Genomic DNA, 20,885 nt, shown 5'->3' with positions numbered 1-20,885 from the left:
TGCATGTCCGGTGGGGCAGTGCCTAGAATCCGGGGCGTGTCAGAACCAGCGGCCCGTCCTCGGTGATCGCGATGGTGTGTTCCGAATGGGCGGTGCGGCTGCCGTCGGCGCTGAGCAGGGTCCAGCCGTCGTCGGCCATCCTCAGCTTGTCGGTGCCCCGCATGAACCAGGGCTCGATGGCGATGACAAGCCCTGGCTGCAGGCGGATGCCACGGCCGGGCCTGCCGTCGTTCGCGACGAACGGTTCCTCATGCATGGTCCGGCCCACGCCGTGCCCGCCAAATTGCATGTTGACCTTGAGGCCTGCTTCGCGTGCAACGCTGCCGATGGAATAGGAGATGTCGCCCATCTTGTTGCCCACAACGGCAACGGAGATGGCCTTCTCGAGGGCGCGTTCCGTGAGCTCGATCAGTTCCAGATCCTCCGGGCGCGCGGTTCCCACCACGAAACTGATGGCGGAATCGGCCACCCAGCCATCCACAGTGGCGGCAAAATCGAGGGTCAGCAGGTCCCCGTCACGCAGCCGGTAGGGGTGTGGCAGTCCGTGGAGCACCGCATCATTGACCGAGGTGCACAGGACGTGGCCGAACGGCCCGGAGCCAAATGACGGTGCGTAGTCGAGGTAGCACGATGTGGCCCCGCGCTCACGAATGAGGTCGTGGGCCATGGTGTTGAGTTCAAGCAGGTCAACGCCGACGGCGGCACGTTCCTTTAATGCTGTCAGTGTTGAGGAAACAAAACTGCCGGCGGCTTTCATCTCCTCGAGCACTTTCATGGAATGCAGTTCAATCATGGGATCCGGCCTTCCGCCAGTCGGTAAAACATTGCAGGTAAAACATTACCGGTATAACTATGCCGGCAGTGGCGTGAGAGGCATGGTGCGGTGCCGCTCACGGCGGAAGAAATCAAGCGGGGGCGGGAGCTGGGTGCAACCCTGCGTGCGGCGCGAGGTGCGCGAACCATGGGTGATGTCGTTCGGTCCGCAGGCCCGAAGCCCTTCGAAAAATAATCCGGAAAGATTCCTGCCACGCCCTGTTGCATCCCGGCTACTTAACGCTACTATGTACTGGTAGTCAACACTACTAAGTAGAAGAAGGAGGTGTTCCATGGGAAAGCAAATGACAGAGATGCTCAAGGGCACCCTGGAGGGCATAGTCCTGGCGATTCTGGCGACCCAGCCAGCGTACGGCTATGAGATCACGGCGCAACTGCGGGCCAGGGGGTTTGCAGACATCGCCGAAGGCACCGTGTACGCACTTTTGGTGCGAATCGAGCGCAACGGGCTGGTCGACGTCGTAAAGAAGCCGTCGGAAAAGGGTCCGCCGCGCAAGGTTTATTCGCTCAACCCGCAAGGCCACGCAGACCTTGAGGAATTTTGGACAACATGGGGCTTCGTGGCCGAAAGGCTCGAACAGCTCCGCGAGGGAGGAAGAAAATAATGGCTGCAAAATGGATCGAGACGGTCACCGGATCGCTCGAGCAAAAGAAGCAATACCGCGAACACAAGGCACAGGTGAAGGCGCTGCCGGCCCAGTACCGCACGGCCGCTGAGGCGATCGAACGCTACCTGATGTACTTCGGCAACATCAGCAACGGCCAGGTCATGCTCACCATGTTGGATGATCTCGGCGACCTTATCGGGCAGGCCGCCGCGGACGGCACCCCGGTGCGCAGCATCGTCGGCACCGACCCCGTCGAGTTCGTCGAAACCTTCCTGGCCAACTATTCCGAGGGCCAGTGGATCAACAAGGAGCGCCAGCGCCTGATCAATGCCATCGACAGCATCTCCGACGCGGAAATGTAAGGACTCCCATGAACGCCAACCAGTCCCAGGCGCCTGCCATCACCGTGTCGGGCCTGAAAAAGTCCTTCAAGGATGTGCATGTGCTGCGGGGTGTGGACTTCGACGTTGCCCCCGGCAGCATCTTCGCCCTCCTCGGCTCCAACGGCGCCGGCAAGACCACCATCGTGAACATCCTTTCGACCCTGTTGAAGCACGACGCCGGTGCTGCCGCCGTCAATGGTTTCGATGTCACCTCCGCGCCGGGCGACGTGCGGGAGTCAATCAGCCTCACGGGCCAGTTCGCCGCCGTCGACGAGATACTTACAGGGCGCGAAAACCTGATCCTGGTGGCTAAGCTGCGGCACTTGAAGGAAACGGGTGCCATTGCCGACGGCCTCCTGAAGCGCTTCTCGCTAACGGAGGCAGGCGCACGCAAGGTGTCGACATACTCCGGCGGCATGCGGCGCCGGCTCGACATTGCCATGAGCCTGATCGGGAGTCCGCAGGTCATCTTCCTCGATGAACCCACCACGGGGCTGGACCCCCAGGCGCGCATCGAGGTCTGGACGGCCATCAAGGAACTCGCCGGCCACGGCACCACTGTACTGCTGACCACCCAAACCCTCGACGAGGCCGAGCATCTGGCCGACAGGATTGCGATCCTCCATGAGGGGCGCATCATCGTGAACGGCACCCTGGCCGAACTTAAGGCGCTGCTGCCGCCGGTCAAGGTTGAATATGTCGAAAAGCAGCCCACCCTCGAAGACGTCTTCTTCGCCATTGTTGGCGGGAACGACGGCGGTGCGGGTGCGGAACGTGGCGCCATCACAACGGATTAAGGATCCATCATGAGCACATATTTTATCTCCGATACCGCCGTTCTGCTGGGCCGGTCCCTGCGGCACATCACCCGCAGCATGGACACCGTCATTACGACCACCATCATGCCGATCGCCTTCCTGCTGCTGTTTGTCTACGTCTTTGGCGGCGCGATCCACACGGGCTCAGATTCCTATGTGAGCTACCTGCTGCCGGGCATTTTGGTCATCACCATAGCCTCCGGCATCTCCTACACGGCGTTCCGGCTGTTCCTGGACATGCAGAGCGGCATCTTTGAGCGCTTCCAGTCCATGCCCATTGCCCGGTCGTCCGTGCTGTGGGCGCACGTGGTGACCTCGATTATCGCCAACATGGTCTCGGTAACCGTCGTCGTGCTTGTTGCCCTTATTATGGGGTTCCGCTCGGGGGCGGGGCTGGTGGCGTGGCTTGCCGTGGCCGGGATCCTAGTCCTGCTGACGCTGGCGCTGACGTGGATAGCCGTGATCCCCGGGCTTACGGCAAAGTCTGTGGACGGGGCGAGCGCGTTCTCGTATCCGCTCATTTTCCTGCCGTTCGTCAGCTCGGCATTTGTGCCCACCGAGTCGATGCCGGGCCCGGTGCGCTGGTTTGCCGAGAACCAGCCGGTGACCTCCATCGTCAACACCCTTCGGAACCTGCTGGCGAAGCAGCCGGTGGGCGCGGACATTTGGATTGCACTCGCCTGGTGTGTTGGCATCCTGTTGGTCGCCTACATTTTCGCCATGGTGGCTTACCGGAAGAAGGTCGCGTAGGGCGGTTCCTGCCGGGGCGCCGGGTTGTGCACGGGCCGGCGCCGGTGGGCCATCTAAGCTGGGGGCATGGCCACTATCTATGATGCTGAACTCAGTCCGTCAAAGTCCGAACTTTTGAGCCAGTGGCTGCCAGCCCAGCCGTGGTTTGTCGGAGATGCTGCGGACCTGGTTCGGCTGGGCGCGTTTCGTTTTGACGATCCGGCGGGCGAGGTCGGCATGGAAACGCATGTGGTGGGGGCCGGCGGGCGGACTTATCAGGTGCCGCTGAGCTACCGGGGCGCGCCGCTGGCCGGCGCTGAAGGCTTCCTTATAACCACCATGGAGCACTCGGTTCTGGGCCGGCGCTGGGTGTATGATGCAACGGCCGACCCCGTTTACGTGCACGAACTCGCTGCGGCCCTGCTCGCGGGCAAGACGCAGGCAGCGGAGAATTTGGTCGTGGGGGATGCGCTGGAAAGCCTGCCCGAGACCGCCCGGCTCAGCAGCACCGGAACGGCCGACGTCGAACTGCCGGACTTGAGCGTCGGCGCTCCGCGAACGACAGACGGGGTCACCAGCATTCCAGTCGGTGCGTTTAATTTCGCCGTACTGCGGGAATTGGAGCTGGAGGACGTGGATGCACCGGGGACCGTTCCGCGTGCAGCTGCACTGACGCTCACCTGGGCTGGCCGGCAGACCCCCGTCTTGATTGCCGCGGCGTTCACAGCCTAAAAACGTTGGGCGCAGCCATTTGCGCCGCGTGCACTGAGCCGGCTGAGAATCCGGGCCGCCCCGGCGGGCATGAACCGGTAGCTTTGGTTCATGACTACACCCGTCGGAAACCTTGCCTCCATTTCCCTGGACTGCCCGGATGCGGATCTGCTGGCAGCCTTTTATGCGCACCTGCTGGGCCTCAAGGAAGCCTTTGCCACTCCCGACCGTGGAGTGATTGCCTTGGCGGGGGCAGGTCCCATGCTCACATTGATGCGCGTGGACGCCTACGTTCCGCCCTCGTGGCCTGATGGCCCCCAGCACCAGCAGATGCACCTGGACGTCGCAGTTCACGACGTGGAATCGGCGACCGAAGCCGCCCTCACCCTGGGCGCAACACAGGCTGCGCATCAGCCCGCCCCCGAACAATGGCGTGTGCTGCTGGATCCTGCCGGGCACCCCTTCTGCCTCAGTGCCGTCCGCCCGGAGTAGGCGATTCACTCGCCGGCAAAAACGATCGCCTGTGGCCACGGAACGCGTGGCCGGCCATGCGCCTGTCCGCTATGTCGTGACGGACTACGAGCCCGGTCGGCGGGTTGAGTTTCAGTTCACCAAACCTGCAGGTTTCAAGGGGCGCCACTCCTTCACAGCCGTCCGCCTGTCAGAGAACTCGACGCTGCTCCGGCACGATCTTTCCATGTCGCCGAGCGGGACAGCGCTGTTTACCTGGCCGCTCTTCGTCCGCCCCCTGCATGATGCGCTCATCGAGGAAAGCCTGGATCTGGCGGAAAATGAGTGCAGCCCTTCGCCTGGCCCTGCATATCGTCGATCACGGTGGACGAAAATCCTTCGCGCTCCATTCCCGGCAGGGATGAACGACAAGGGAAATATCCGCTGAAGGGCCCTCTTATGGGCGGTCTTCGAAACTGCGCTGTATCCGAAGTGCCCGCAGGCGGCTTGCCAGCCTCGGACTAGACGGTTCGTCCGCTCAGCGCAGCTCGCTCCGCATCAGCACGCGCGGGAATCGATTGTCCACCGGATAGCCCTCGATTGCCGGGGCGCCGTGGTCGAGGGCGAACTGCACGGCTCCCGCGAGCAGATGGTGCGAGATGCCTTGTCCGCGATGTCCCGGTCGCACCCTGATGCACCAGGCCGACCACACATCAAGGTCGTCCACATGCGGTATCTTGCGGTTTCGGGCGAAGCTGGTGTCGGCACGGGCATGCACGCCGGCCCATCCGACTACCTCGTCGCCGTCGTACGCGAGCACCCCCGGCGGAGGATCCTGGCCGAGCAGCTCCTTCACGAGGGCCCCTCGCTCGGGACCGCGCAGCGCAAGGTTCTGCTTCGACGGGATGCGATAGCTGAGACACCAGCACACATTTGCATCGGGCCGCTTGGGTCCCACCATTGCACGCACGTCGTCAAACACCGTTGCGGGACGAACTTCGATCGCCATGCAGCCATACTGCCAGCCGTGCACAACATGGGCAATGGCGTTGCCGGTGCGCCGGCGCTGTTCAAAGGCGAGCTGACCAGCGGAGGTGGCGGCGGCCGGAGAGCCCGGGATTACTGAAACGTCATCGCGGCCGGCACGTAGAATCCCTTGCATGGCTGAAAATTCTGCACACACCCACCACACCTTCGACTACATCGAGATTGGCGTTACTGACATTCAGGCCGCCAAATCGTTCTATGGCAGCGCCTTTGGATGGGCCTTCAACAACTATGGCCCGGGCCCCGCATACGTCGGCATTCAAGGCACAGGGGCGGCGGAAGGAAGGGAGGTCGGCGGCTTTCGGTTGGATGCGGAAGTGAGCTCAGGCGGACCGCTGGTTCTGCTCTATTCCTCGGATCTGGAGGCCAGCGTACAAGCGGTCCACGACGCCGGTGGCGAGGTGACCGAGACGCCCTACGACTTCCCGGGAGGGCGACGCTTTCACTTCCGGGATCCCAGCGGAAACGAGCTCGGGGTCTGGTCCGTGAGCTGACCAACGGGCGCTGCTGCCAGTGGTTTCATGACCGACTCCACCCGCTCCGGAGTCATCGTGACGCGAGGAGAGAGGTCTTCAGTTTTGTTCAGCCTCGAGCGTTTCGCGAACTGCGGCGGCGTTCTCGTTGAGGAACTGCAGCCACTCGTCAACGTCGGCCTTGGCACCCTTGCGGACCCGGAAACGGGTCAGTTCAATCTTCATGGGTTCATCATGCCGTGTGGAACATGGAATCAGGCGTCTTCGGGCCCGTCATCGTGGTGGCCGGCCAAATTCTGTATGACCCGCTGGCGGACCTGGGCCGGGCTGGTTCCAAGCTTTTCCAACACCAGGATGGCAACGCCCTTGCCGCCGCGAATCAGTCCCAGCATGATGTGCTCGGTGCCAATGTAGTCGTGACCGAGCAACTTCGATTCGCTCAGTGCGTATTCCAGCGCCGCCTTGGCGTCCGGAGTGAAGGGAGTGCGGTTTGCCGTTCGCTGTCCCTCCCCAACAATCACCCCAATTTCCTCCCGGACGCTGTCCGCGGAGATGTTCAGGGATTTGAAGACCTTCGAGGCAATGCCCCTGCCTTCAAGAATGAGGCCAATCAAGAGGTGCTCCGTACCCAGGTGATCGTCGTTGCGCACCCGGGCCTCTTCTTGGGCCAGTACCAGAACACGCCGGGATTGATCGGTGAATCTCTCAAACATCTCGCCACACTCCTCGACACCTCGTACTTCGATGCTACCCACTTCTGGGACTTCGCGGGCCGTTCGGGCCGGCTGGATTCCGCCTGCGGGCGCGGGGAAGCGGCCCTGGGGAGTTCCACTGGCTCCTGCTCAAGTGTGTGCCGGCGGGGTGCTGCCGGAGATCGGGGTGCTTCGGATAAGAAGGCACCCACCCCTTATATTTGAACACGTTCATAAATCATGCTTTACTGGTATTTGAACACGTTCGAAAGTCAGGGGAATGCCGCATGGACAGCAAGAGCTCACAAACCAAGGCACTGGTGCTGCATACGGCCCTGGGCATGTTCCGCACCAAGGGATTCGCCAAGACAACCATGCGCGCCATTGCCACGGAGGCGGGTGTCTCCCTGGGCAGCGCCTACTACTATTTCGCGTCCAAGGATGAGCTCGTCCTCGAGCTGTACCGGGAATCAGTGGCCGAACAGCGGGTCGCCGCAACGGCAGCCATGGCGAATGCCAGCGGTCTGGGGGACAGGCTCAAGGCAGCCCTGCACGCTGGCGTGGACGCACTCGCCCCGTACCACGACTTCGGCGGCGCCTTCATTGGCAGCGCCCTTCCGCCGCAGTCGGCCGTCAGCCCCTTTGGCGAGGCGTCGCGCCTTGCCAGGGAGGACGCCGTCGGAATTTTCAGTGAGGTCATTGAAGGCACCAAGGTTCCGCCATTCCTGCGCTCCCAGCTGCCTGAACTTTTGTGGCTGGCATACATGGGCGTCGTGCTTTTTTGGGTGTACGACCGTTCCGGGGAGCAGCGACGCACCCGGACCCTGATCGACGGCGCCGCGCCGCTCATCGCCCGGCTGGTGTCATTTTCGCGCCTGCCCGTGGTGAAGCCGATGGTCGAGGAAGCGTTGGCGCTCAAGGCCCGGGTGCAGTCATGAGAACTGTCGTCATCGCCGGAGCCTCGGGGTTCATCGGCAGGCACTTTCGGCGCCAGTTCACCGCCGCGGGGTGGCAGGTCCGCACGGTGGGCCGCTCGGGCGACGCCGTGTGGGGCGACACCGCGGCCATCACAGCACTGCTGGACGGCGCGGAGCTGCTCATCAACCTTGCCGGCAAATCCGTCTCCTGCCGCTACACTCCGGGGAACAAGGCGGAAATCATCCGCTCCCGCCGCGAGACCACCGCCGAACTGGGCCGCGCCGTCGCCGCCTGCGCCCGCCCGCCCCGGGACTGGTTCAATGCGAGCACCGGGACCATCTACCGCGATGCCCGGGACCGGCCGCAGGATGAGTACGACGGCGAACTTGGCTCAGGCTTTTCCGTCGAGGTCGCGCGGGGCTGGGAGGAAACGCTCGCATCGGCGGCCGTCCCAACAACGCGCAGGATTCCACTGCGCATCACCATCGTCATGGGCCCTGGCGGCGGGGTCATGCGCCCATTCAACAACCTGGCGCGCCTGGGGCTGGGCGGACGCATGGGCGATGGCGGGCAAAAATACAGCTGGGTCCACATTGACGATGTGTTCCGTGCCATCGTGTTCCTGCACGAAAACCGCGCCATCACCGGGCCTGTCAACATCGCAGCCCCGCAGGTGGTGAGCAACGCCGAATTGATGGCGGCCGTGCGCCGGGCAAACCGCAGGCCGTTTGGGCTGCCCGCCCCGGCCTGGCTGCTCAAAATCGGGGCGGTGCTGATCCGCACGGAAACCGAGCTTGTGTTGAAGAGCCGCTGGGTGTCGGCCCGAAAATTGGAGGACGCCGGATTTACTTGGCAGCATCCGGAGCTGGCCGGTGCGCTCGCAGACATCAATGTGCATCACGGCGGGCGCAACGGCATGGCGGTGGCGCCGTGACGGACACCGGAAGCCCTGCACAGGAGGAGCCCGACACACAGCAGGCGCACGCCACGGAGCAGGCTGCGCGGTGGGAGAAGGAGGACAGCTTCAGCATGCGCTACGGCGCCCCCGCGCTGCTGACTGGCTGGATCGTGACGTTCCTTGTGTTTTGCCTGGGCCTGACGACGGCCGCGGTCGTGAGCGCGGGAGACATCATGACGGCATGGTATTTCCTGCCCCTTGCATTGATGTATGGCTTTCCCGTTGCGGCAATCATCGGGCTGCCGCTCGCCATCGTGATCGCCGCACTCCTGCGCCGCGTGCGTGACCAGCGGCTCCACGTGCTGGTGTTTACGCTGGGCATCGGTGCTGTCATGGCCGTGATTGCCGGCATCTCCTTCGACAGCGACTCGGGGCTGAGCGTGCTCTGGCTGAGTTTATGGACCGCCGCGAGTGCTGCGATCGGCCGCGCAAGTGTCATGAAGATGGTCGCCCGCCGAAACGAGATGCCGCCTGGACTGTGAGTGCGCACGTCCGGTCCAGGCATTCAATGAATGTCGCAGTCCTGCGCTCCGCGCAGCTCAGCCAGTAGGGGAGCGCGCCCTGGGCCGCCGGCACCCCCAGGCGGCTTGCGCACCGGCACCGGCACCGGCACCGGCCGGCCCTGGGTCCGTCCTCATCCGATAGGCTCACAGCAGTGAAGCACGGGCAGCGCTGCCACTTGGGTCCTGCCGCCATGAAAATTCGGGAATGGAACGCCGCATGTCAAACCCCTCCACGCTCACCGTCACCACCCGGCCCCTTGAGCTGGCCGAGCTGGGCGGGGAATCGCCCCTGCCGTCCGTGCAGCCGCTCCTTGAGCCCCCGTACACGGTGGGTGCAGGAATTCCGGAGGAGATTTTGGCCGGGGCGCGGTGGGGCAAGGTGAACAACATCTTCCCCTGTCCGATGCAGGAAAACTACACGCGCGAGACCAGCGCTGCGGAACTGACCGCCGTCGTGCTTGAAAATGCGCACCTGAAGGCGACCTTCCTGCCACAGCTGGGCGGCAGGCTCTGGGACCTCACGGACAAGGCCACCGGCAAGGCGCTGCTGCACACCCAGGACCGCATCCAGTTCGCCAACCTGGCGCTGCGCAATGCGTGGTTTGCCGGCGGCATCGAGTGGAACATCGGCACGCGCGGGCATTCGCCGACCTCCAGCGTGCCGCTGCACACCGCCATCGTGCGCACGCCGGAGGGGCAGGACGTGCTGCGCATGTGGGAGTTCGACCGGCTGCGTGAGGTGGTGTTCCAGATCGACGCGTGGCTGCCGGCCGAGTCGAAGGTGGTGTTCACGGCGGTGCGCATCCGCAATCCCAACGACAAGACCGTCCCGATGTACTGGTGGACCAACGCCGCCGTGCCGCAGACGCCGGCCACGCGCGTGCTTGCCCCGGCGCAGCAGGCCTACGCCACCGACTATGACGGTTCCATGGCGCGCGTTGACCCCACCAATTTCCACGGCAGCGACTGCACCTTCCCGGTGAAGAATGCGCAGGCGGTGGACTTCTTCTTTGACATTGCACCGGGGGAGCGGCGCTGGGAGGTTGCCGCGGACGACGCCGGAGATGGGCTTGCGCTCATTTCCTCGCCTCAGCTGCGGGGCCGGAAATTGTTCGTGTGGGGCGAGAGTGTGGGCGGGCACCGCTGGCAGGAGTGGCTCACACCGTCGGGCTCCGGCGAGCCTGGAGGGGAGCCGCGGCGCTATGCGGAGATCCAGGCCGGCCTGGCACAGACCCAGTTTGAGCACGTGTCCATGCCCGCCGGTGCCAGCTGGCAGTGGGTTGAGGCGTATGGCAACGCGGCACTTGATCCCGCGCTCGCCGCCGGATCCTGGGATGCGGCTGTCGCCCATGGGGCTGAGCGGGTGGAGGCGCTGGTGTCCGAGGAGGCCATTGCTGAGGCCCTGTCCGACGCCGGACGCTGGGCAGATCTGCCGCCTGCGGAAATGCTGGTGGCCGGCCATGGCTGGGGTGCCCTCGAAGGGCCCCGCCGCCGGCACGCCAAGATGGACTGGCTCGACGAGACGGGAACCCCCTTTGGTGTCGAGACGCTGACGGCCGACCAGGCGCCGTGGCTTGAGCTTCTGAATGCGAACGAGGGCATTGTGGAAAAGCCCTTTGAGGCGTCGTCGGCAGAGGCGCCCCGCCAGCCATTTGCTGGGGCGTCGTCCTTCGTCCGCGGCCTGGATTGGGAAGACCTGCTCACGGCCGGCCGCAACACCAGTGCCGAGGGCGCATTTCACCACGCCGTCATGATTCATGCACGGGCTTCCGCGTCGGCGGGGGACCTGGCCGTTGTGGCTTCGCTGTACCGCCAGGCACTGGAGGGCACTTTTGCCGCGGGTGCCGAGCTGAGCGCACGGAGCCGGGCGCTGTCCCACCGTGGGCTGGGATTGGCGCTGCTGGCTGCGGGGGATGCCGCCGAAGGGTTGGCCGAGTGTGCCGTCGCCTGCACCCTCGAGCCGGGGATCCGCAACCTGCTCATTGAAACCATGACGCTGGCGCTGGACAACGGGCAGCCCGACCTTGCCTTGGACCTGCTGTCCGCCGCGCCGGAACCGCTCGCGATGCTGGGCCGTGTCCGTTTCCTGCAAGCCCGCGCGCTCGCGGATTCGGGCGACGCTGCTGCGGCGTCCGCCATTCTCAAGGCGGGCGTGGAGGTGCCCGACCTTCGCGAAGGGGTCAACTCCATCACCGAACTCTGGCGCCGGGTGTGCCCGGGTGAAGACGTCCCCGAGGCGTACCAGTTCAGCATGCACTAACCCGCCGCCCCGCAGTCCTCCTCCAGACGCTCTCGCAGCAATGGTTGGGTTTTCCATGACGCTCTCGCATTCAGTGCGAGAGCGTTCGCGATCCAGCCGCCATTGCTGCGACAGCGTCGTCTGTAAACCAACCATTGCTGCGACAGCGTCTGATGACGGGAGGGGCGTGTTGACAGCAGGCTGTGATGGCTGTCATAGTTTCAAGCATGAACCTGTCAGACAACTGGACAGCCGGACAGTCACAAATCGTCCGGGTGAGCGCAGCCGAGGCCGTATTCCAAGCCATCCGCTCCGCCATCGAGGACGGCCAGCTCACCGTCGGCACCAAGCTCAGCAGCGAAACCGCGCTAGCATCCCAATACGGCGTGAGCCGCTCCGTGATCCGCGAGGCACTGCGCTCCTGCACCGCGCTGGGCCTGACCGAAACTCAAACCGGCAAGGGCACCTTCGTCATCGCCAGCCGGGCATCCAGCGACCTGGTCCTCGGCCAATTCTCGGCCCGCAGCCTCATGGAAGCCCGCCCGCACATCGAAGTGCCCGCCGCCGAATTCGCCGCAACCCGCCGCTCCCAGGAGCAGCTCGAGGAAATGCGCGGCATCCTGACCCTCATGGCCGAAGAGGACGACCCCGTGATCTGGGTCAACCTCGACGCCGCCTTCCACGGCGCCATTGCCCGCGCCAGCGGCAACGGCGTCTTTGAAAGCGTCGTCAACGACATCCGCGACGCGATGGTGAACCAATCCGAAACCATCAACCTCATCACCGGCCGGGCACGCCTGTCGGACGCCGAGCACCAGCGCATCCTCGAGGCCATCGCCCGCGGCAGCACCCGCGACGCCGGCCTGGCCATGGCCACCCACCTGTCCGCCGTCGACACCGCCCTCAGCCTGATCATGGGAGAACAACAAGCATGAGCCACACCGACTTCCCCGCCCACGAAGCCCTCGCCGTGCAGACCCGCGGCGAGCTCGTTGAGAGCGTCCACTATGGCTCGCTCATTGCCCTGAAGCACGACGGCGGGACCCTCCTCTCGCGCGGGGAGCCCACCGCCCGCATGTACCCCCGGTCCGCGTTGAAGCCGCTGATGGCCGTGGCCATGCTCCGGGCCGGCCTGGAGCTGCCGACGGAGCAGCTGGCCCTGGCCGCCGCCAGCCACTCCGGCGCCGTCGAGCACCAGGAAACAGCCGAGAAGATCCTGGCCGACGCCGGACTGGCCCCGGAACACCTGCGCAACTCCACGGACCTGCCCTATGGCGTGGCCGCACGCGAAGCCTGGCTGCGGGCCGGGCACGGGCCCACGCAGCTGGCACAAAACTGTTCCGGCAAGCACGCCGCACTGTTGGCCACCTGCGTTAAAAACGGCTGGCCGCTGGAGACGTACCTGCACGCAGACCACCCCCTCGCAGCCCTCATCCGCGACACCGTGGCCGAGCTGACAGGCGAATCCATCACCGCGGTCAGCACTGACGGCTGCGGCACGGAAGTGTTCGGGCTGTCACTGACAGGCATGGCCCGCGCGTTCAGCCGCATGGCCACCGCCGCACCCGGCACACCGGAACGCCGGGTGGCCGACGCCATGCGCGAGCACCCCGTCCTGGTGGCAGGCCGCGGCCGCGACGTCACCGCCCTGATGATGGCCGTCCCCGGACTGCTCGCCAAGGACGGTTTCGAGGGCATCCAAGTGATCGCACTCGAAGACGGCAGCTCCCTTGCCCTGAAAATTTCCGACGGCGGCGACCGCGCCCGCATGCCGGCTGCAGTCCCGGCACTGCTGGCCATGGGCGTGGACCCCGCAGCCCTGGCACCCTTCAACAACCTGCCCGTCCTGGGCGGAGGCCGCCCCGTGGGTGAACTCCGGGGCCTGCCAACAACCAGCTAACCAATCCCATCACCGGCGCAACGGAGCGCCCCGCCAATAAGGAGAACCATGCCAGAGACCATTTCAGCCACGCCTGTTTCCGACCCGCTCACCGCAACGGCAACCCACCGCAGCGAACACGACCTGATCGGCGACCGGGACGTTCCGGCTGACGCCTACTGGGGCGTCCACACGCTGCGCGCCGTGGAAAACTTCCCGATCACGGGCATTCCGCTGAGCTACAACACCCATCTGGTGAACGGCCTGGCCATGGTGAAGCAGGCCGCCGCACAGGCCAACCAGGAGCTGGGTTTGCTCGACGACGTCCGTGCCGGGGCCATCATCGCCGCCTGCCAGGAGATCATTGCTGGGGGACTGCACGACCAGTTCGTGGTGGACGTCATCCAGGGCGGTGCGGGGACGTCGTCGAACATGAACGCCAACGAGGTCATTGCCAACCGGGCCCTGGAAATCCTTGGCCACAACAAGGGCGAGTACCAGTTCCTGCACCCGAACGACCACGTCAACCTGAGCCAGTCAACGAACGACGTCTACCCGACGGCCGTGAACGTGGCCACCATCTTCGCGGCGAAATCGCTGGTGGGTGCCATGGAATACCTGTGCGACGCCTTTGCCGCGAAGGCAGTGGAATTCCGGACAGTGGTGAAGATGGGCCGCACCCAGCTGCAGGACGCGGTGCCCATGACCCTGGGCCAGGAATTCAACACCTACGCCGTCACGATGGGGGAGGACAGGGCGCGCCTGGCCGAATCCACGCTGCTGGTGCACGAGATCAACCTCGGTGCCACCGCGATCGGGACGGGCCTGAACGCACCGGTCGGCTACTCGGCGCTGGCGTGCCGCCACCTGGTGGAAATCTCCGGGCTGCCGCTGACCACCTCCGTTGACCTGATCGAGGCCACCCAGGACGTCGGCGCCTTCGTGCATCTCTCCGGCGTGCTCAAGCGCGTGGCCGTGAAGCTGTCCAAGATCTGCAATGATCTGCGCCTGCTCTCCTCCGGACCGCGCGCCGGCTTTGGCGAGATCACGCTGCCTGCCGTCCAGGCTGGATCCTCGATCATGCCCGGGAAGGTCAACCCGGTCATCCCTGAGGTCGTGAACCAGGTGGCCTACGAGGTCATCGGCAACGACGTCACCATCACCATGGCTGCCGAGGGCGGCCAGCTGCAGCTGAACGCCTTTGAACCCGTCATTGTGCACAGCCTGACCAAGAGCATGCGCCACCTGGAAGCCGCCTGCACCACCCTCGCCGACAAATGCGTCAAGGGCATCACCGCGCACGAGGACAAGCTGCGCGCCCAGGTCGAGCACTCGATCGGCCTCGTCACGGCACTCAACCCGGTGCTGGGCTACTCGGTGTCGACCAAGATCGCGCTGGAGGCACTTGCCTCGGGACGCGGCGTGGCCGAACTCGTCCTGGAGCACAAGCTGCTCACCGCCGACCAGCTCAACGAACTGCTGCGGCCGGAACACCTCGCCAACCTCGGCGACTAAGCTGCCCCGCGCCACCAACACTGCGGCCGGCAATGGGGCCGGCCGCACCCCTTCAGAACAGGATTCCAAGCATGCACCAGCAGGAAAACACCGAAACCTCTGATTTAGTTCAAGACTTGCCCAGCGCCGCGTTGACCGCAGAGGACGCTGGGCTGCACAAGGGATTGAAGTCCCGCCAGATTCAGATGATCGCCATTGGCGGGGCCATCGGCACCGGGCTGTTCATGGGGGCGGGCGGGCGCCTGGCCGGGGCCGGCCCGGCGTTGATGTTCAGCTACGCGATCTGTGGTTTCTTTGCATTCCTGATCCTGCGGGCCCTGGGCGAGCTTGTCATCCACCGCCCGTCATCGGGCTCCTTTGTCTCGTATGCCCGGGAGTTCTTCGGGGAAAAGGCTGCATTCGTCTCGGGATGGCTGTACTGGCTCAACTGGGCGATGACGGCGATTGTCGACATCACCGCCGTCGCGCTTTACATGCATTTCTTCGCCAAATACGTGCCGTGGATCGGCGGGGTGCCGCAGTGGGTGTGGGCGCTGGGCGCGCTGCTGCTGGTGCTGGGGCTGAACCTTGTCTCCGTGAAGGTCTTTGGTGAGATGGAGTTTTGGTTTGCCCTGATCAAGGTTGTGGCGTTGGTGTCGTTCCTGCTGGTGGGCACGTACTTCGTCATCTTCGGCACCCCGGTGGCGGGGCAGGAGGTCGGGTTCAGCTTGATCGCTGACAACGGCGGATTCTTCCCCAACGGGCTGCTGCCGGTCGTTGTGGTGATGCAGGGCGTGGTGTTTGCCTACGCCTCCATTGAGCTGATCGGCACCGCTGCCGGGGAAACGCAGAACCCGGAAAAGGTCATGCCGAAGGCCATCAACACAGTCATTGTCCGCATCGCCGTGTTCTACGTCGGCTCGCTCGTGCTCCTGTCGCTGCTCCTGCCGTACACCGCGTACAAGGCGGGGGAGAGCCCGTTCGTGACCTTCTTCGGCTCCATCGGTGTCGAGGGCATCGACTCGATCATGAACCTCGTGGTGCTCACGGCGGCACTGTCCTCGCTGAATGCCGGCTTGTACTCCACCGGCCGGATCCTGCGCTCGATGGCCATGTCCGGCTCGGCGCCGAAATTCACTGCCAAGCTGAACAGCCGCGGTGTGCCCTATGGCGGCATCCTGCTCACGGCTGCCGTCGCGTTCCTGGGCGTCATCTTGAACGCGATTGTCCCGGCGAAGGCCTTTGAGATTGTGTTGAACATGGCGGCGCTGGGCATCATCGCCTCCTGGGCCATGATTGTGCTGTGCCAGCTGGCCCTGTACCGACTGGCGAAAAAGGGCCAGGCCATCAGGCCCGCGTTCCGCATGTTCGGCGCCCCGTACACGGGATACCTGACCCTGGCGTTCCTGCTGGCAGTGCTGGTCCTGATGGCGTTCGACAGCCCCGTCGGCACCTGGACCATCGCCTCCATCGTTGTCATCATCCCGGCCCTCGTCGTCGGCTGGTACCTGAGCCGCGGGCGGATCAACGAGATCGCAGCGTCCCGCGACGGCTTCACCGGTGCGCACCCCGTCATCGCCCACCACAGTGCCGCCATGGCAGCCAGGGATGCGGCCGACGGCGGGGCGCAAGAGTAGGCCGGCACTGCCGACGGCGCTCCGCCCACGCTCTGCACGCTCCCGACGGCCCTCCGGGGAATAACTTCCCGCCCCGGCAAGTTGACCCCAGTAGATGCAAACGCATGAAATATTGGAGAGTCCCGGAGGGGTAGTTGTGCAGCAAAAGATAGTGGTCGTGTCGGCCGGTCTTGGGGTTCCGTCGTCCACGCGCATGTTGGCGGACCAGATGGGCGCAGACGTCCTGGCGCGCCTGTCAGCCATGGGCATCGGTGCCGTCCTCGACGTGGTTGACCTGCGCGACTACGCCACCGACATCGCCAACAACATGGTGAGCGGCTATGCCGGGCCTGCACTGGCCGGCGTCGTCCGCCGCGTCGAGGAAGCCGACGCCATGATTGCCGTGACACCCACCTTCAGCGCCTCCTACTCGGGCTTGTTCAAGTCGTTCTTCGACGTGCTCGACCCCAAATTCCTTGACGGCATGCCCGTGTTCTTCGGCGCCACGGGCGGCTCACCGCGCCACTCACTGGTCCTGGACATGGCCATCCGCCCGCTGTTCAGCTACCTGCGCGCCCACACCATGTCCACAGCCATCTACGCCTCGCCCGAAGATTGGGGTGGCTCCGGCACCAACACCTTGGAGCGCCGGATTGGGCAGGGCGCCGCGGAACTGGCGGCGGTCCTGGCAGCCAACGCCCCGCAGGCTGGTGCCGCAGAGTTTGGCGGTGCCGTGCCTGGCACCGCATTGCCAGGCACGACGGCGGCCGGCAGCAATGCTTCCCCGTCCGCATCCGCCGGGCCCGCCCAGGCTGGCGGTCCACGGGTGGTGCCGGGCAATCACAAGGACAAGCGGGCGCAGCACGAACTCGACAAGATGACCTCGCTGCCGTTCGAGGAACTGCTGGCGCAAACCCAGCGCCGCTGACGCCAAGCGCCGCTGACCCCGCCCCGCCCGTGCTGACCGCTCCTGTCTAATCGCGGGGCCGTCACGGTCATGCGCTTCAGGTGCGGACAAGTCTCCTGGGCAAGGGGGCTGTTGCGGTCTTTCGCCCGTGGCCGGCCGGGCGCGAATGAGCACAACAGCCCCCGGGGCCCTGCCGCCAGATACGGCAGGGACGGCCGCGTCTAGAAAATGGGTTGCACGGGCTTTGACGTCAACGGTGGCGGATCAAGTTTGTCCAGCACGACAGTCAGTGCGGTCTGGTACACGTCGGGGTGAATCTCTGGGCTGGCATGGCCTGTGTCCGGGACGTCGTAGACAAAATGCGGATTGCGCGGCAAAAGTGCCTCCCAGCCTCGGATCGCTGACGCAGCGTTGACGATGAAATCATCGGGGTCGTAGATCAGCCCGATCCCGGTGGTGGTGGGAACTCCGCCGTCGTACTGGCGCGGGAATGCCTGCAGGAAGGTGGCCTGGGTGGTGCTCAAGATCAGTGAGTTGTTGTTGGGGTCCAAGGAACTGGAGATGCCGCTGCGGGCCGCATGGTACATGCTCTGGCCGTTCGGGTTGGCCAGCCCGCCCCAGATTCCGGCGCTCAAGCGGCCCAGCAGGCCCAGATAGGGAACGATCCTGCCCGCCAGCGAGATGTATTCCTTGCCCGGGTCCAGGGTGTCGGAGACGTTGCTGGGGCTTGAGCCCATCACAATCAGCTTGACGTGGATGCCCGATTGCGTCAGCAGGGACGCCAGCACGACGGCGGCCATGCCACCAAAGCTGTCCCCATAAAAGTAGACGGTGTCGATCTTGCGTTCATAAACGTCGCGTTGGATGGCGATGAACAGCTGGGCAATGTCGATACCCTCGTTGGAGTAGCCAATGTATGAGGCGGACGCCCGCTGGTTCATGGCCGGTTGCAGGGCTTTCAGCTTGCGACCGGCCTCGCGGTAGCTGACGCGGAAACCGCCCAGCAAATACCAGGTTTTGCCCGGAAATCTCAGCGCCGCAGTCTTGTTTTCCTCGTTGTCAGGTGTCGTGATGCGGTACTTGGTGAGCTCGGTAAGTCTGGCATCGGCTGCGATGTTGGCCTGAAATGCCGTGGTGGCGGCAGCAGCACCCATGGTGAGAAAGAAAAACCTGCGCGGCAGGTCAGGAATCTGGCGTGTGGCTTTGGCAGCAGGGACTGGCTGATCCTGATCGCCGTCCTGGTGCTGCTTGCGATGAAAAGCTGTGCTGGCTGTCATAATGTTTCAAATTCATTGTTTCATGCTTCCGCAGCCGCGGGGCATAATCCGATGATGACTCTCGCAGGGGCAGTCACAGCGGGCAGGACGTCAAAAAAATAGCTGTACATGCTGTAAATTCGGGACTGTTCGCTCTCCTTCCGCCAAGCAGCAGAGAATCCTATAGGATTTAACACCATGAAGCCTTCGTCTGGATCCCATGCCATCAACCGCCAAGTGCTGGCGGATCACGTTTATGATGAAATTTTGGAATCCCTCATGGATGGGCGGCTGCAACCGGGTGCCTCGGTCAGCATTGATGGGACTGCCAGGGATTTGGAAGTCTCACCAACTCCTGTCAGGGAGGCCTTGGCGCGGCTGGAGCACACAGGATTGGTGCAAAGGGTCGCGCTCAAGGGGTACAAGGTGGCGCCCCTGTTCTCCGCCGAGGATTTCGCCCTGTTGATGGAAGCCCGGCTCGCCATTGAACCCGTGACAACCAGGCTGGCGTGTGAGCGGATGACGCCGGAGACCCTGGTTGCGCTGGAGCAGTCAATCCGTGACTTGGAGACAGCACCACGGGGCCCCTCGTTTGCCGAATTTCGCGACTATTTCGATGCCGATGAACTTTTCCACCGCCTGATTGCGGAAAATTCCGGCAATCCCTTCATGCTTGCCGCCTACAACACGCTGGGTGGCCAAGTTCAACGATTTCGATTGTTTGGCGGAGTCGGCATCACCGATGCCGAGCACGCAATTTCCGAGCACCATGCAGTTTTCGATGCCCTCAAGGCAGGGGATCCGACCCTTGCCGCGGCCATGATGACTGACCATGTGTCCCGGGTTCGCGGCCGGGCCATGGCTGACGCGCCGGAACCGTAGTACGAGGCAACTCCAGGCCCTCCATTTGGCTGTTTCCGAATGCCGCGGTGGCGAATGCTGCCAGCGTGCGCCGTTCCGGACGCCAAAACTTGTTTCCGACACTGCCGGGCTGAGCCCGTCGAGACACCATGTCTTGACGTGCGCGGCCCGGCAGTGTTGCCTGCTGCCTGCCCTGCTGGTGGCCGGCCACACGCATGGCGACACCCGGGCCGGCCCCGCCCCTGAATCGCCCCACAATGCGGGCCTGGTCAAGCAAATCCGGTGAATCGTGGGGCCGCGGCCCCAAGCCGGCAGGGCCGGAATTGGCCTGTCTGGGGCGCCCTGCCGGTCGGCTCGATGTGACGCTTGACATATCCGCATCCCTTCGTAATGATAGATCCTATAGGAAACATGATTACGATTTGGGAGTTACACAGATGGCATACACAGCGGAAAACTGGCCCATTACAGCGGCCCTGCTCCAGTTCCCCGGCGTCGACGCCAACGGGCTGCACATCAACGATGCAGACGCTTCGGCCTGGACAAACGTCTTCCAGGAAGTCAAGGATGCGGGCTTTTCAAATGCCGACCTGACAGACAGCTGGGTCCGGCCCGGAGACCTCGGCGAGGCGCGCTTGAAGGAGTTCAAGGCGGCCGCAGATCATGTCGGCATCGGCATTCCTGTCATCTCCGCCATCCGCAGCAGCATCATCGAAGAAGCCAACTGGGAAGCAAACCTGGCGTACAGCCACCGCACCATTGACGCCGCCGCGGCGCTCGGTTGCGAAGTTGTCTCCGTAGGCCTCCACCAGGCACTTACGGCCGAGCAGCAGAAGCAGTTGTGGTTCTGGACCGTTCAGGGCCACGTTGATCCGGTGGGGGACACCGAAACCTGGACCAAGGCAGTCACCCGTCTCCGCGAACTCGGCCAGCACGCAGCCGAGGTTGGCATCCTGCTCTCCTTGGAAATGTACGAGGACACCTACTTGGGCACCGCAGATTCCTCCGTGCAGCTGGTGCAGGACATCGACCTGGCCAATGTCGGTCTCAACCCGGATATTGGAAACCTCATCCGCCTTCACCGCCCCATCGAGGACTGGCGCGAAGTGGTTGCCAAGACCCTGCCGTACTCCAACTACTGGCACGTGAAGAACTATATCCGTGATGAGAATGTGGCCCGCGGCCAGTACGTGGCCATGCCCGCTCCCATGGAAAGCGGCTTGATCAGCTACCGCGAAGCCTTCAAGGTTGCCATCTCCGTTGGCTACCAAGGCATCATTTGCACCGAGCACTACGGTGGAGACGGCCTCAGCGTTACGGCACGCAACCAGGAATACCTGCGTTCACAGATCCTGCCGAAGACCGATGGCTACGCACTCGGTACCAGCCAGGTCGCACAGGGCCGCCAGCTTCCCGCACCGGCAGCCTCGCTGCTCACCGTTTAGGCACTAGCCAGACACCGGCCCGGGGCGCGCCACAACCGTGCTCCAGCCAGAGCCAACGCACAGG

23 protein-coding genes and 1 pseudogene are annotated in these 20,885 nt (G+C 64.2%); 19 read left to right on the top strand and 5 right to left on the bottom strand.

Features of this window, described 5'->3' with window-relative positions; genetic code table 11:
* Positions 1 to 22 precede the first annotated feature (22 nt).
* Entirely contained in the window at positions 23 to 793 is a 771-nt protein-coding gene (gene map, locus AC1L6K_RS18550) for a type I methionyl aminopeptidase (RefSeq protein WP_480950305.1), read from the bottom strand.
* 313 nt (positions 794 to 1,106) lie between these two features.
* Between map and AC1L6K_RS18545 the strand changes: the two genes are divergently transcribed.
* The 7 genes from AC1L6K_RS18545 (at position 1,107) to AC1L6K_RS18515 (ending at position 4,981) form a co-directional block, all read left to right on the top strand.
* A complete protein-coding gene (locus AC1L6K_RS18545; RefSeq protein WP_480950304.1) occupies positions 1,107 to 1,439 on the top strand; it encodes a PadR family transcriptional regulator in 333 nt (110 codons plus the stop codon).
* Positions 1,439 to 1,804 carry a DUF1048 domain-containing protein gene (locus AC1L6K_RS18540; protein ID WP_480950303.1) on the top strand — a complete coding sequence of 122 codons (366 nt, stop codon included), beginning with the start codon at positions 1,439 to 1,441 and terminating at the stop codon, positions 1,802 to 1,804. The genes AC1L6K_RS18545 and AC1L6K_RS18540 overlap by 1 nt, the downstream gene beginning before the upstream one ends.
* Positions 1,805 to 1,812: 8 nt before the next feature.
* Complete coding sequence (locus tag AC1L6K_RS18535) at positions 1,813 to 2,622, top strand: ABC transporter ATP-binding protein (protein ID WP_480950302.1); 810 nt, start codon at positions 1,813 to 1,815, stop codon at positions 2,620 to 2,622.
* Between the two features lie 9 nt (positions 2,623 to 2,631).
* The gene (locus tag AC1L6K_RS18530) at positions 2,632 to 3,393 is read left to right on the top strand and encodes an ABC transporter permease (RefSeq protein WP_480950301.1); all 762 of its coding nucleotides are present in this window, start codon (positions 2,632 to 2,634) and stop codon (positions 3,391 to 3,393) included.
* Between the two features lie 66 nt (positions 3,394 to 3,459).
* Positions 3,460 to 4,104, top strand: a complete 645-nt coding sequence (locus tag AC1L6K_RS18525; protein WP_480950300.1) for a CG0192-related protein — start codon at positions 3,460 to 3,462, stop codon at positions 4,102 to 4,104.
* Positions 4,105 to 4,194: 90 nt separating this feature from the next.
* Complete coding sequence (locus tag AC1L6K_RS18520; RefSeq protein ID WP_480950299.1) at positions 4,195 to 4,575, top strand: VOC family protein; 381 nt, start codon at positions 4,195 to 4,197, stop codon at positions 4,573 to 4,575.
* A gap of 31 nt (positions 4,576 to 4,606) precedes the next feature.
* On the top strand, positions 4,607 to 4,981 hold the full coding sequence (locus tag AC1L6K_RS18515; protein WP_480950298.1) for a hypothetical protein: 375 nt from the start codon (positions 4,607 to 4,609) through the stop codon (positions 4,979 to 4,981).
* Between the two features lie 114 nt (positions 4,982 to 5,095).
* Here AC1L6K_RS18515 and AC1L6K_RS18510 read toward each other — a convergent pair.
* Positions 5,096 to 5,542: pseudogene (locus AC1L6K_RS18510) on the bottom strand (GNAT family N-acetyltransferase); the annotation flags it as partial.
* A 151-nt stretch (positions 5,543 to 5,693) separates the two neighbouring features.
* Here AC1L6K_RS18510 and AC1L6K_RS18505 point away from each other — a divergent pair.
* Entirely contained in the window at positions 5,694 to 6,074 is a 381-nt protein-coding gene (locus tag AC1L6K_RS18505; RefSeq protein WP_480950297.1) for a VOC family protein, read from the top strand.
* 78 nt (positions 6,075 to 6,152) lie between these two features.
* Here AC1L6K_RS18505 and AC1L6K_RS18500 read toward each other — a convergent pair whose 3' ends face one another.
* Together AC1L6K_RS18500 and AC1L6K_RS18495 are read right to left on the bottom strand one after the other, a co-directional pair.
* Entirely contained in the window at positions 6,153 to 6,278 is a 126-nt protein-coding gene (locus AC1L6K_RS18500) for a DUF6176 family protein (protein ID WP_480950296.1), read from the bottom strand.
* 29 nt (positions 6,279 to 6,307) lie between these two features.
* Positions 6,308 to 6,766, bottom strand: coding sequence for a Clp protease N-terminal domain-containing protein (locus AC1L6K_RS18495; RefSeq protein WP_480950295.1), 459 nt, complete (start codon positions 6,764 to 6,766; stop codon positions 6,308 to 6,310).
* A gap of 266 nt (positions 6,767 to 7,032) precedes the next feature.
* Here AC1L6K_RS18495 and AC1L6K_RS18490 point away from each other — a divergent pair, with 266 nt between their 5' ends.
* From AC1L6K_RS18490 to AC1L6K_RS18450, 9 genes are all read left to right on the top strand, one after another.
* A complete protein-coding gene (locus tag AC1L6K_RS18490; protein ID WP_480950294.1) occupies positions 7,033 to 7,683 on the top strand; it encodes a TetR/AcrR family transcriptional regulator in 651 nt (216 codons plus the stop codon).
* Entirely contained in the window at positions 7,680 to 8,597 is a 918-nt protein-coding gene (locus tag AC1L6K_RS18485; protein WP_480950293.1) for a TIGR01777 family oxidoreductase, read from the top strand. Before AC1L6K_RS18490 ends, AC1L6K_RS18485 begins: the two co-directional genes overlap by 4 nt.
* On the top strand, positions 8,594 to 9,103 hold the full coding sequence (locus AC1L6K_RS18480; RefSeq protein WP_480950292.1) for a hypothetical protein: 510 nt from the start codon (positions 8,594 to 8,596) through the stop codon (positions 9,101 to 9,103). The genes AC1L6K_RS18485 and AC1L6K_RS18480 overlap by 4 nt, the downstream gene beginning before the upstream one ends.
* A 238-nt stretch (positions 9,104 to 9,341) precedes the next feature.
* The gene (locus tag AC1L6K_RS18475; protein WP_480950291.1) at positions 9,342 to 11,384 is read left to right on the top strand and encodes a DUF5107 domain-containing protein; all 2,043 of its coding nucleotides are present in this window, start codon (positions 9,342 to 9,344) and stop codon (positions 11,382 to 11,384) included.
* A gap of 206 nt (positions 11,385 to 11,590) precedes the next feature.
* Positions 11,591 to 12,298 carry a FadR/GntR family transcriptional regulator gene (locus AC1L6K_RS18470; RefSeq protein ID WP_480950290.1) on the top strand — a complete coding sequence of 236 codons (708 nt, stop codon included), beginning with the start codon at positions 11,591 to 11,593 and terminating at the stop codon, positions 12,296 to 12,298.
* Positions 12,295 to 13,263, top strand: coding sequence for an asparaginase (locus AC1L6K_RS18465; protein ID WP_480950289.1), 969 nt, complete (start codon positions 12,295 to 12,297; stop codon positions 13,261 to 13,263). Before AC1L6K_RS18470 ends, AC1L6K_RS18465 begins: the two co-directional genes overlap by 4 nt.
* Before the next feature lie 48 nt (positions 13,264 to 13,311).
* Positions 13,312 to 14,757, top strand: coding sequence for an aspartate ammonia-lyase (locus tag AC1L6K_RS18460; protein WP_480950288.1), 1,446 nt, complete (start codon positions 13,312 to 13,314; stop codon positions 14,755 to 14,757).
* A 71-nt stretch (positions 14,758 to 14,828) separates the two neighbouring features.
* Entirely contained in the window at positions 14,829 to 16,373 is a 1,545-nt protein-coding gene (locus AC1L6K_RS18455; RefSeq protein WP_480950287.1) for an amino acid permease, read from the top strand.
* A 136-nt stretch (positions 16,374 to 16,509) separates the two neighbouring features.
* Positions 16,510 to 17,280, top strand: a complete 771-nt coding sequence (locus AC1L6K_RS18450) for a CE1759 family FMN reductase (RefSeq protein WP_480950286.1) — start codon at positions 16,510 to 16,512, stop codon at positions 17,278 to 17,280.
* A gap of 200 nt (positions 17,281 to 17,480) precedes the next feature.
* On the opposite strand, the gene AC1L6K_RS18445 is transcribed toward AC1L6K_RS18450, so the two are convergent.
* Positions 17,481 to 18,536 (bottom strand): hypothetical protein, encoded by a 1,056-nt coding sequence (locus tag AC1L6K_RS18445; protein ID WP_480950285.1) that lies wholly within the window; start codon positions 18,534 to 18,536, stop codon positions 17,481 to 17,483.
* A 177-nt stretch (positions 18,537 to 18,713) separates the two neighbouring features.
* On the opposite strand from AC1L6K_RS18445, the gene AC1L6K_RS18440 reads away from it, so the two are divergent.
* Complete coding sequence (locus AC1L6K_RS18440; RefSeq protein ID WP_480950284.1) at positions 18,714 to 19,397, top strand: GntR family transcriptional regulator; 684 nt, start codon at positions 18,714 to 18,716, stop codon at positions 19,395 to 19,397.
* A gap of 416 nt (positions 19,398 to 19,813) precedes the next feature.
* Positions 19,814 to 20,821 carry a sugar phosphate isomerase/epimerase family protein gene (locus AC1L6K_RS18435; protein WP_480950283.1) on the top strand — a complete coding sequence of 336 codons (1,008 nt, stop codon included), beginning with the start codon at positions 19,814 to 19,816 and terminating at the stop codon, positions 20,819 to 20,821.
* The last annotated feature ends 64 nt before the right edge of the window (positions 20,822 to 20,885 follow it).

It is taken from the genome of Specibacter sp. BI4 (assembly GCF_056680095.1).
Note: the sequence above shows the minus strand (reverse complement) of the source record. Positions and strands in the feature narration are given on the sequence as shown.

Coding starts and splice junctions, on each gene's coding strand:
- map (WP_480950305.1), bottom strand. CDS start 793: ATGATTGAACTGCATTCCATGAAAGTGCTCGAGGAGATGAAAGCCGCC.
- AC1L6K_RS18545 (WP_480950304.1), top strand. CDS start 1,107: ATGGGAAAGCAAATGACAGAGATGCTCAAGGGCACCCTGGAGGGCATA.
- AC1L6K_RS18540 (WP_480950303.1), top strand. CDS start 1,439: ATGGCTGCAAAATGGATCGAGACGGTCACCGGATCGCTCGAGCAAAAG.
- AC1L6K_RS18535 (WP_480950302.1), top strand. CDS start 1,813: ATGAACGCCAACCAGTCCCAGGCGCCTGCCATCACCGTGTCGGGCCTG.
- AC1L6K_RS18530 (WP_480950301.1), top strand. CDS start 2,632: ATGAGCACATATTTTATCTCCGATACCGCCGTTCTGCTGGGCCGGTCC.
- AC1L6K_RS18525 (WP_480950300.1), top strand. CDS start 3,460: ATGGCCACTATCTATGATGCTGAACTCAGTCCGTCAAAGTCCGAACTT.
- AC1L6K_RS18520 (WP_480950299.1), top strand. CDS start 4,195: ATGACTACACCCGTCGGAAACCTTGCCTCCATTTCCCTGGACTGCCCG.
- AC1L6K_RS18505 (WP_480950297.1), top strand. CDS start 5,694: ATGGCTGAAAATTCTGCACACACCCACCACACCTTCGACTACATCGAG.
- AC1L6K_RS18500 (WP_480950296.1), bottom strand. CDS start 6,278: ATGAAGATTGAACTGACCCGTTTCCGGGTCCGCAAGGGTGCCAAGGCC.
- AC1L6K_RS18495 (WP_480950295.1), bottom strand. CDS start 6,766: ATGTTTGAGAGATTCACCGATCAATCCCGGCGTGTTCTGGTACTGGCC.
- AC1L6K_RS18490 (WP_480950294.1), top strand. CDS start 7,033: ATGGACAGCAAGAGCTCACAAACCAAGGCACTGGTGCTGCATACGGCC.
- AC1L6K_RS18485 (WP_480950293.1), top strand. CDS start 7,680: ATGAGAACTGTCGTCATCGCCGGAGCCTCGGGGTTCATCGGCAGGCAC.
- AC1L6K_RS18475 (WP_480950291.1), top strand. CDS start 9,342: ATGTCAAACCCCTCCACGCTCACCGTCACCACCCGGCCCCTTGAGCTG.
- AC1L6K_RS18470 (WP_480950290.1), top strand. CDS start 11,591: ATGAACCTGTCAGACAACTGGACAGCCGGACAGTCACAAATCGTCCGG.
- AC1L6K_RS18465 (WP_480950289.1), top strand. CDS start 12,295: ATGAGCCACACCGACTTCCCCGCCCACGAAGCCCTCGCCGTGCAGACC.
- AC1L6K_RS18460 (WP_480950288.1), top strand. CDS start 13,312: ATGCCAGAGACCATTTCAGCCACGCCTGTTTCCGACCCGCTCACCGCA.
- AC1L6K_RS18455 (WP_480950287.1), top strand. CDS start 14,829: ATGCACCAGCAGGAAAACACCGAAACCTCTGATTTAGTTCAAGACTTG.
- AC1L6K_RS18445 (WP_480950285.1), bottom strand. CDS start 18,536: ATGACAGCCAGCACAGCTTTTCATCGCAAGCAGCACCAGGACGGCGAT.
- AC1L6K_RS18440 (WP_480950284.1), top strand. CDS start 18,714: ATGAAGCCTTCGTCTGGATCCCATGCCATCAACCGCCAAGTGCTGGCG.
- AC1L6K_RS18435 (WP_480950283.1), top strand. CDS start 19,814: ATGGCATACACAGCGGAAAACTGGCCCATTACAGCGGCCCTGCTCCAG.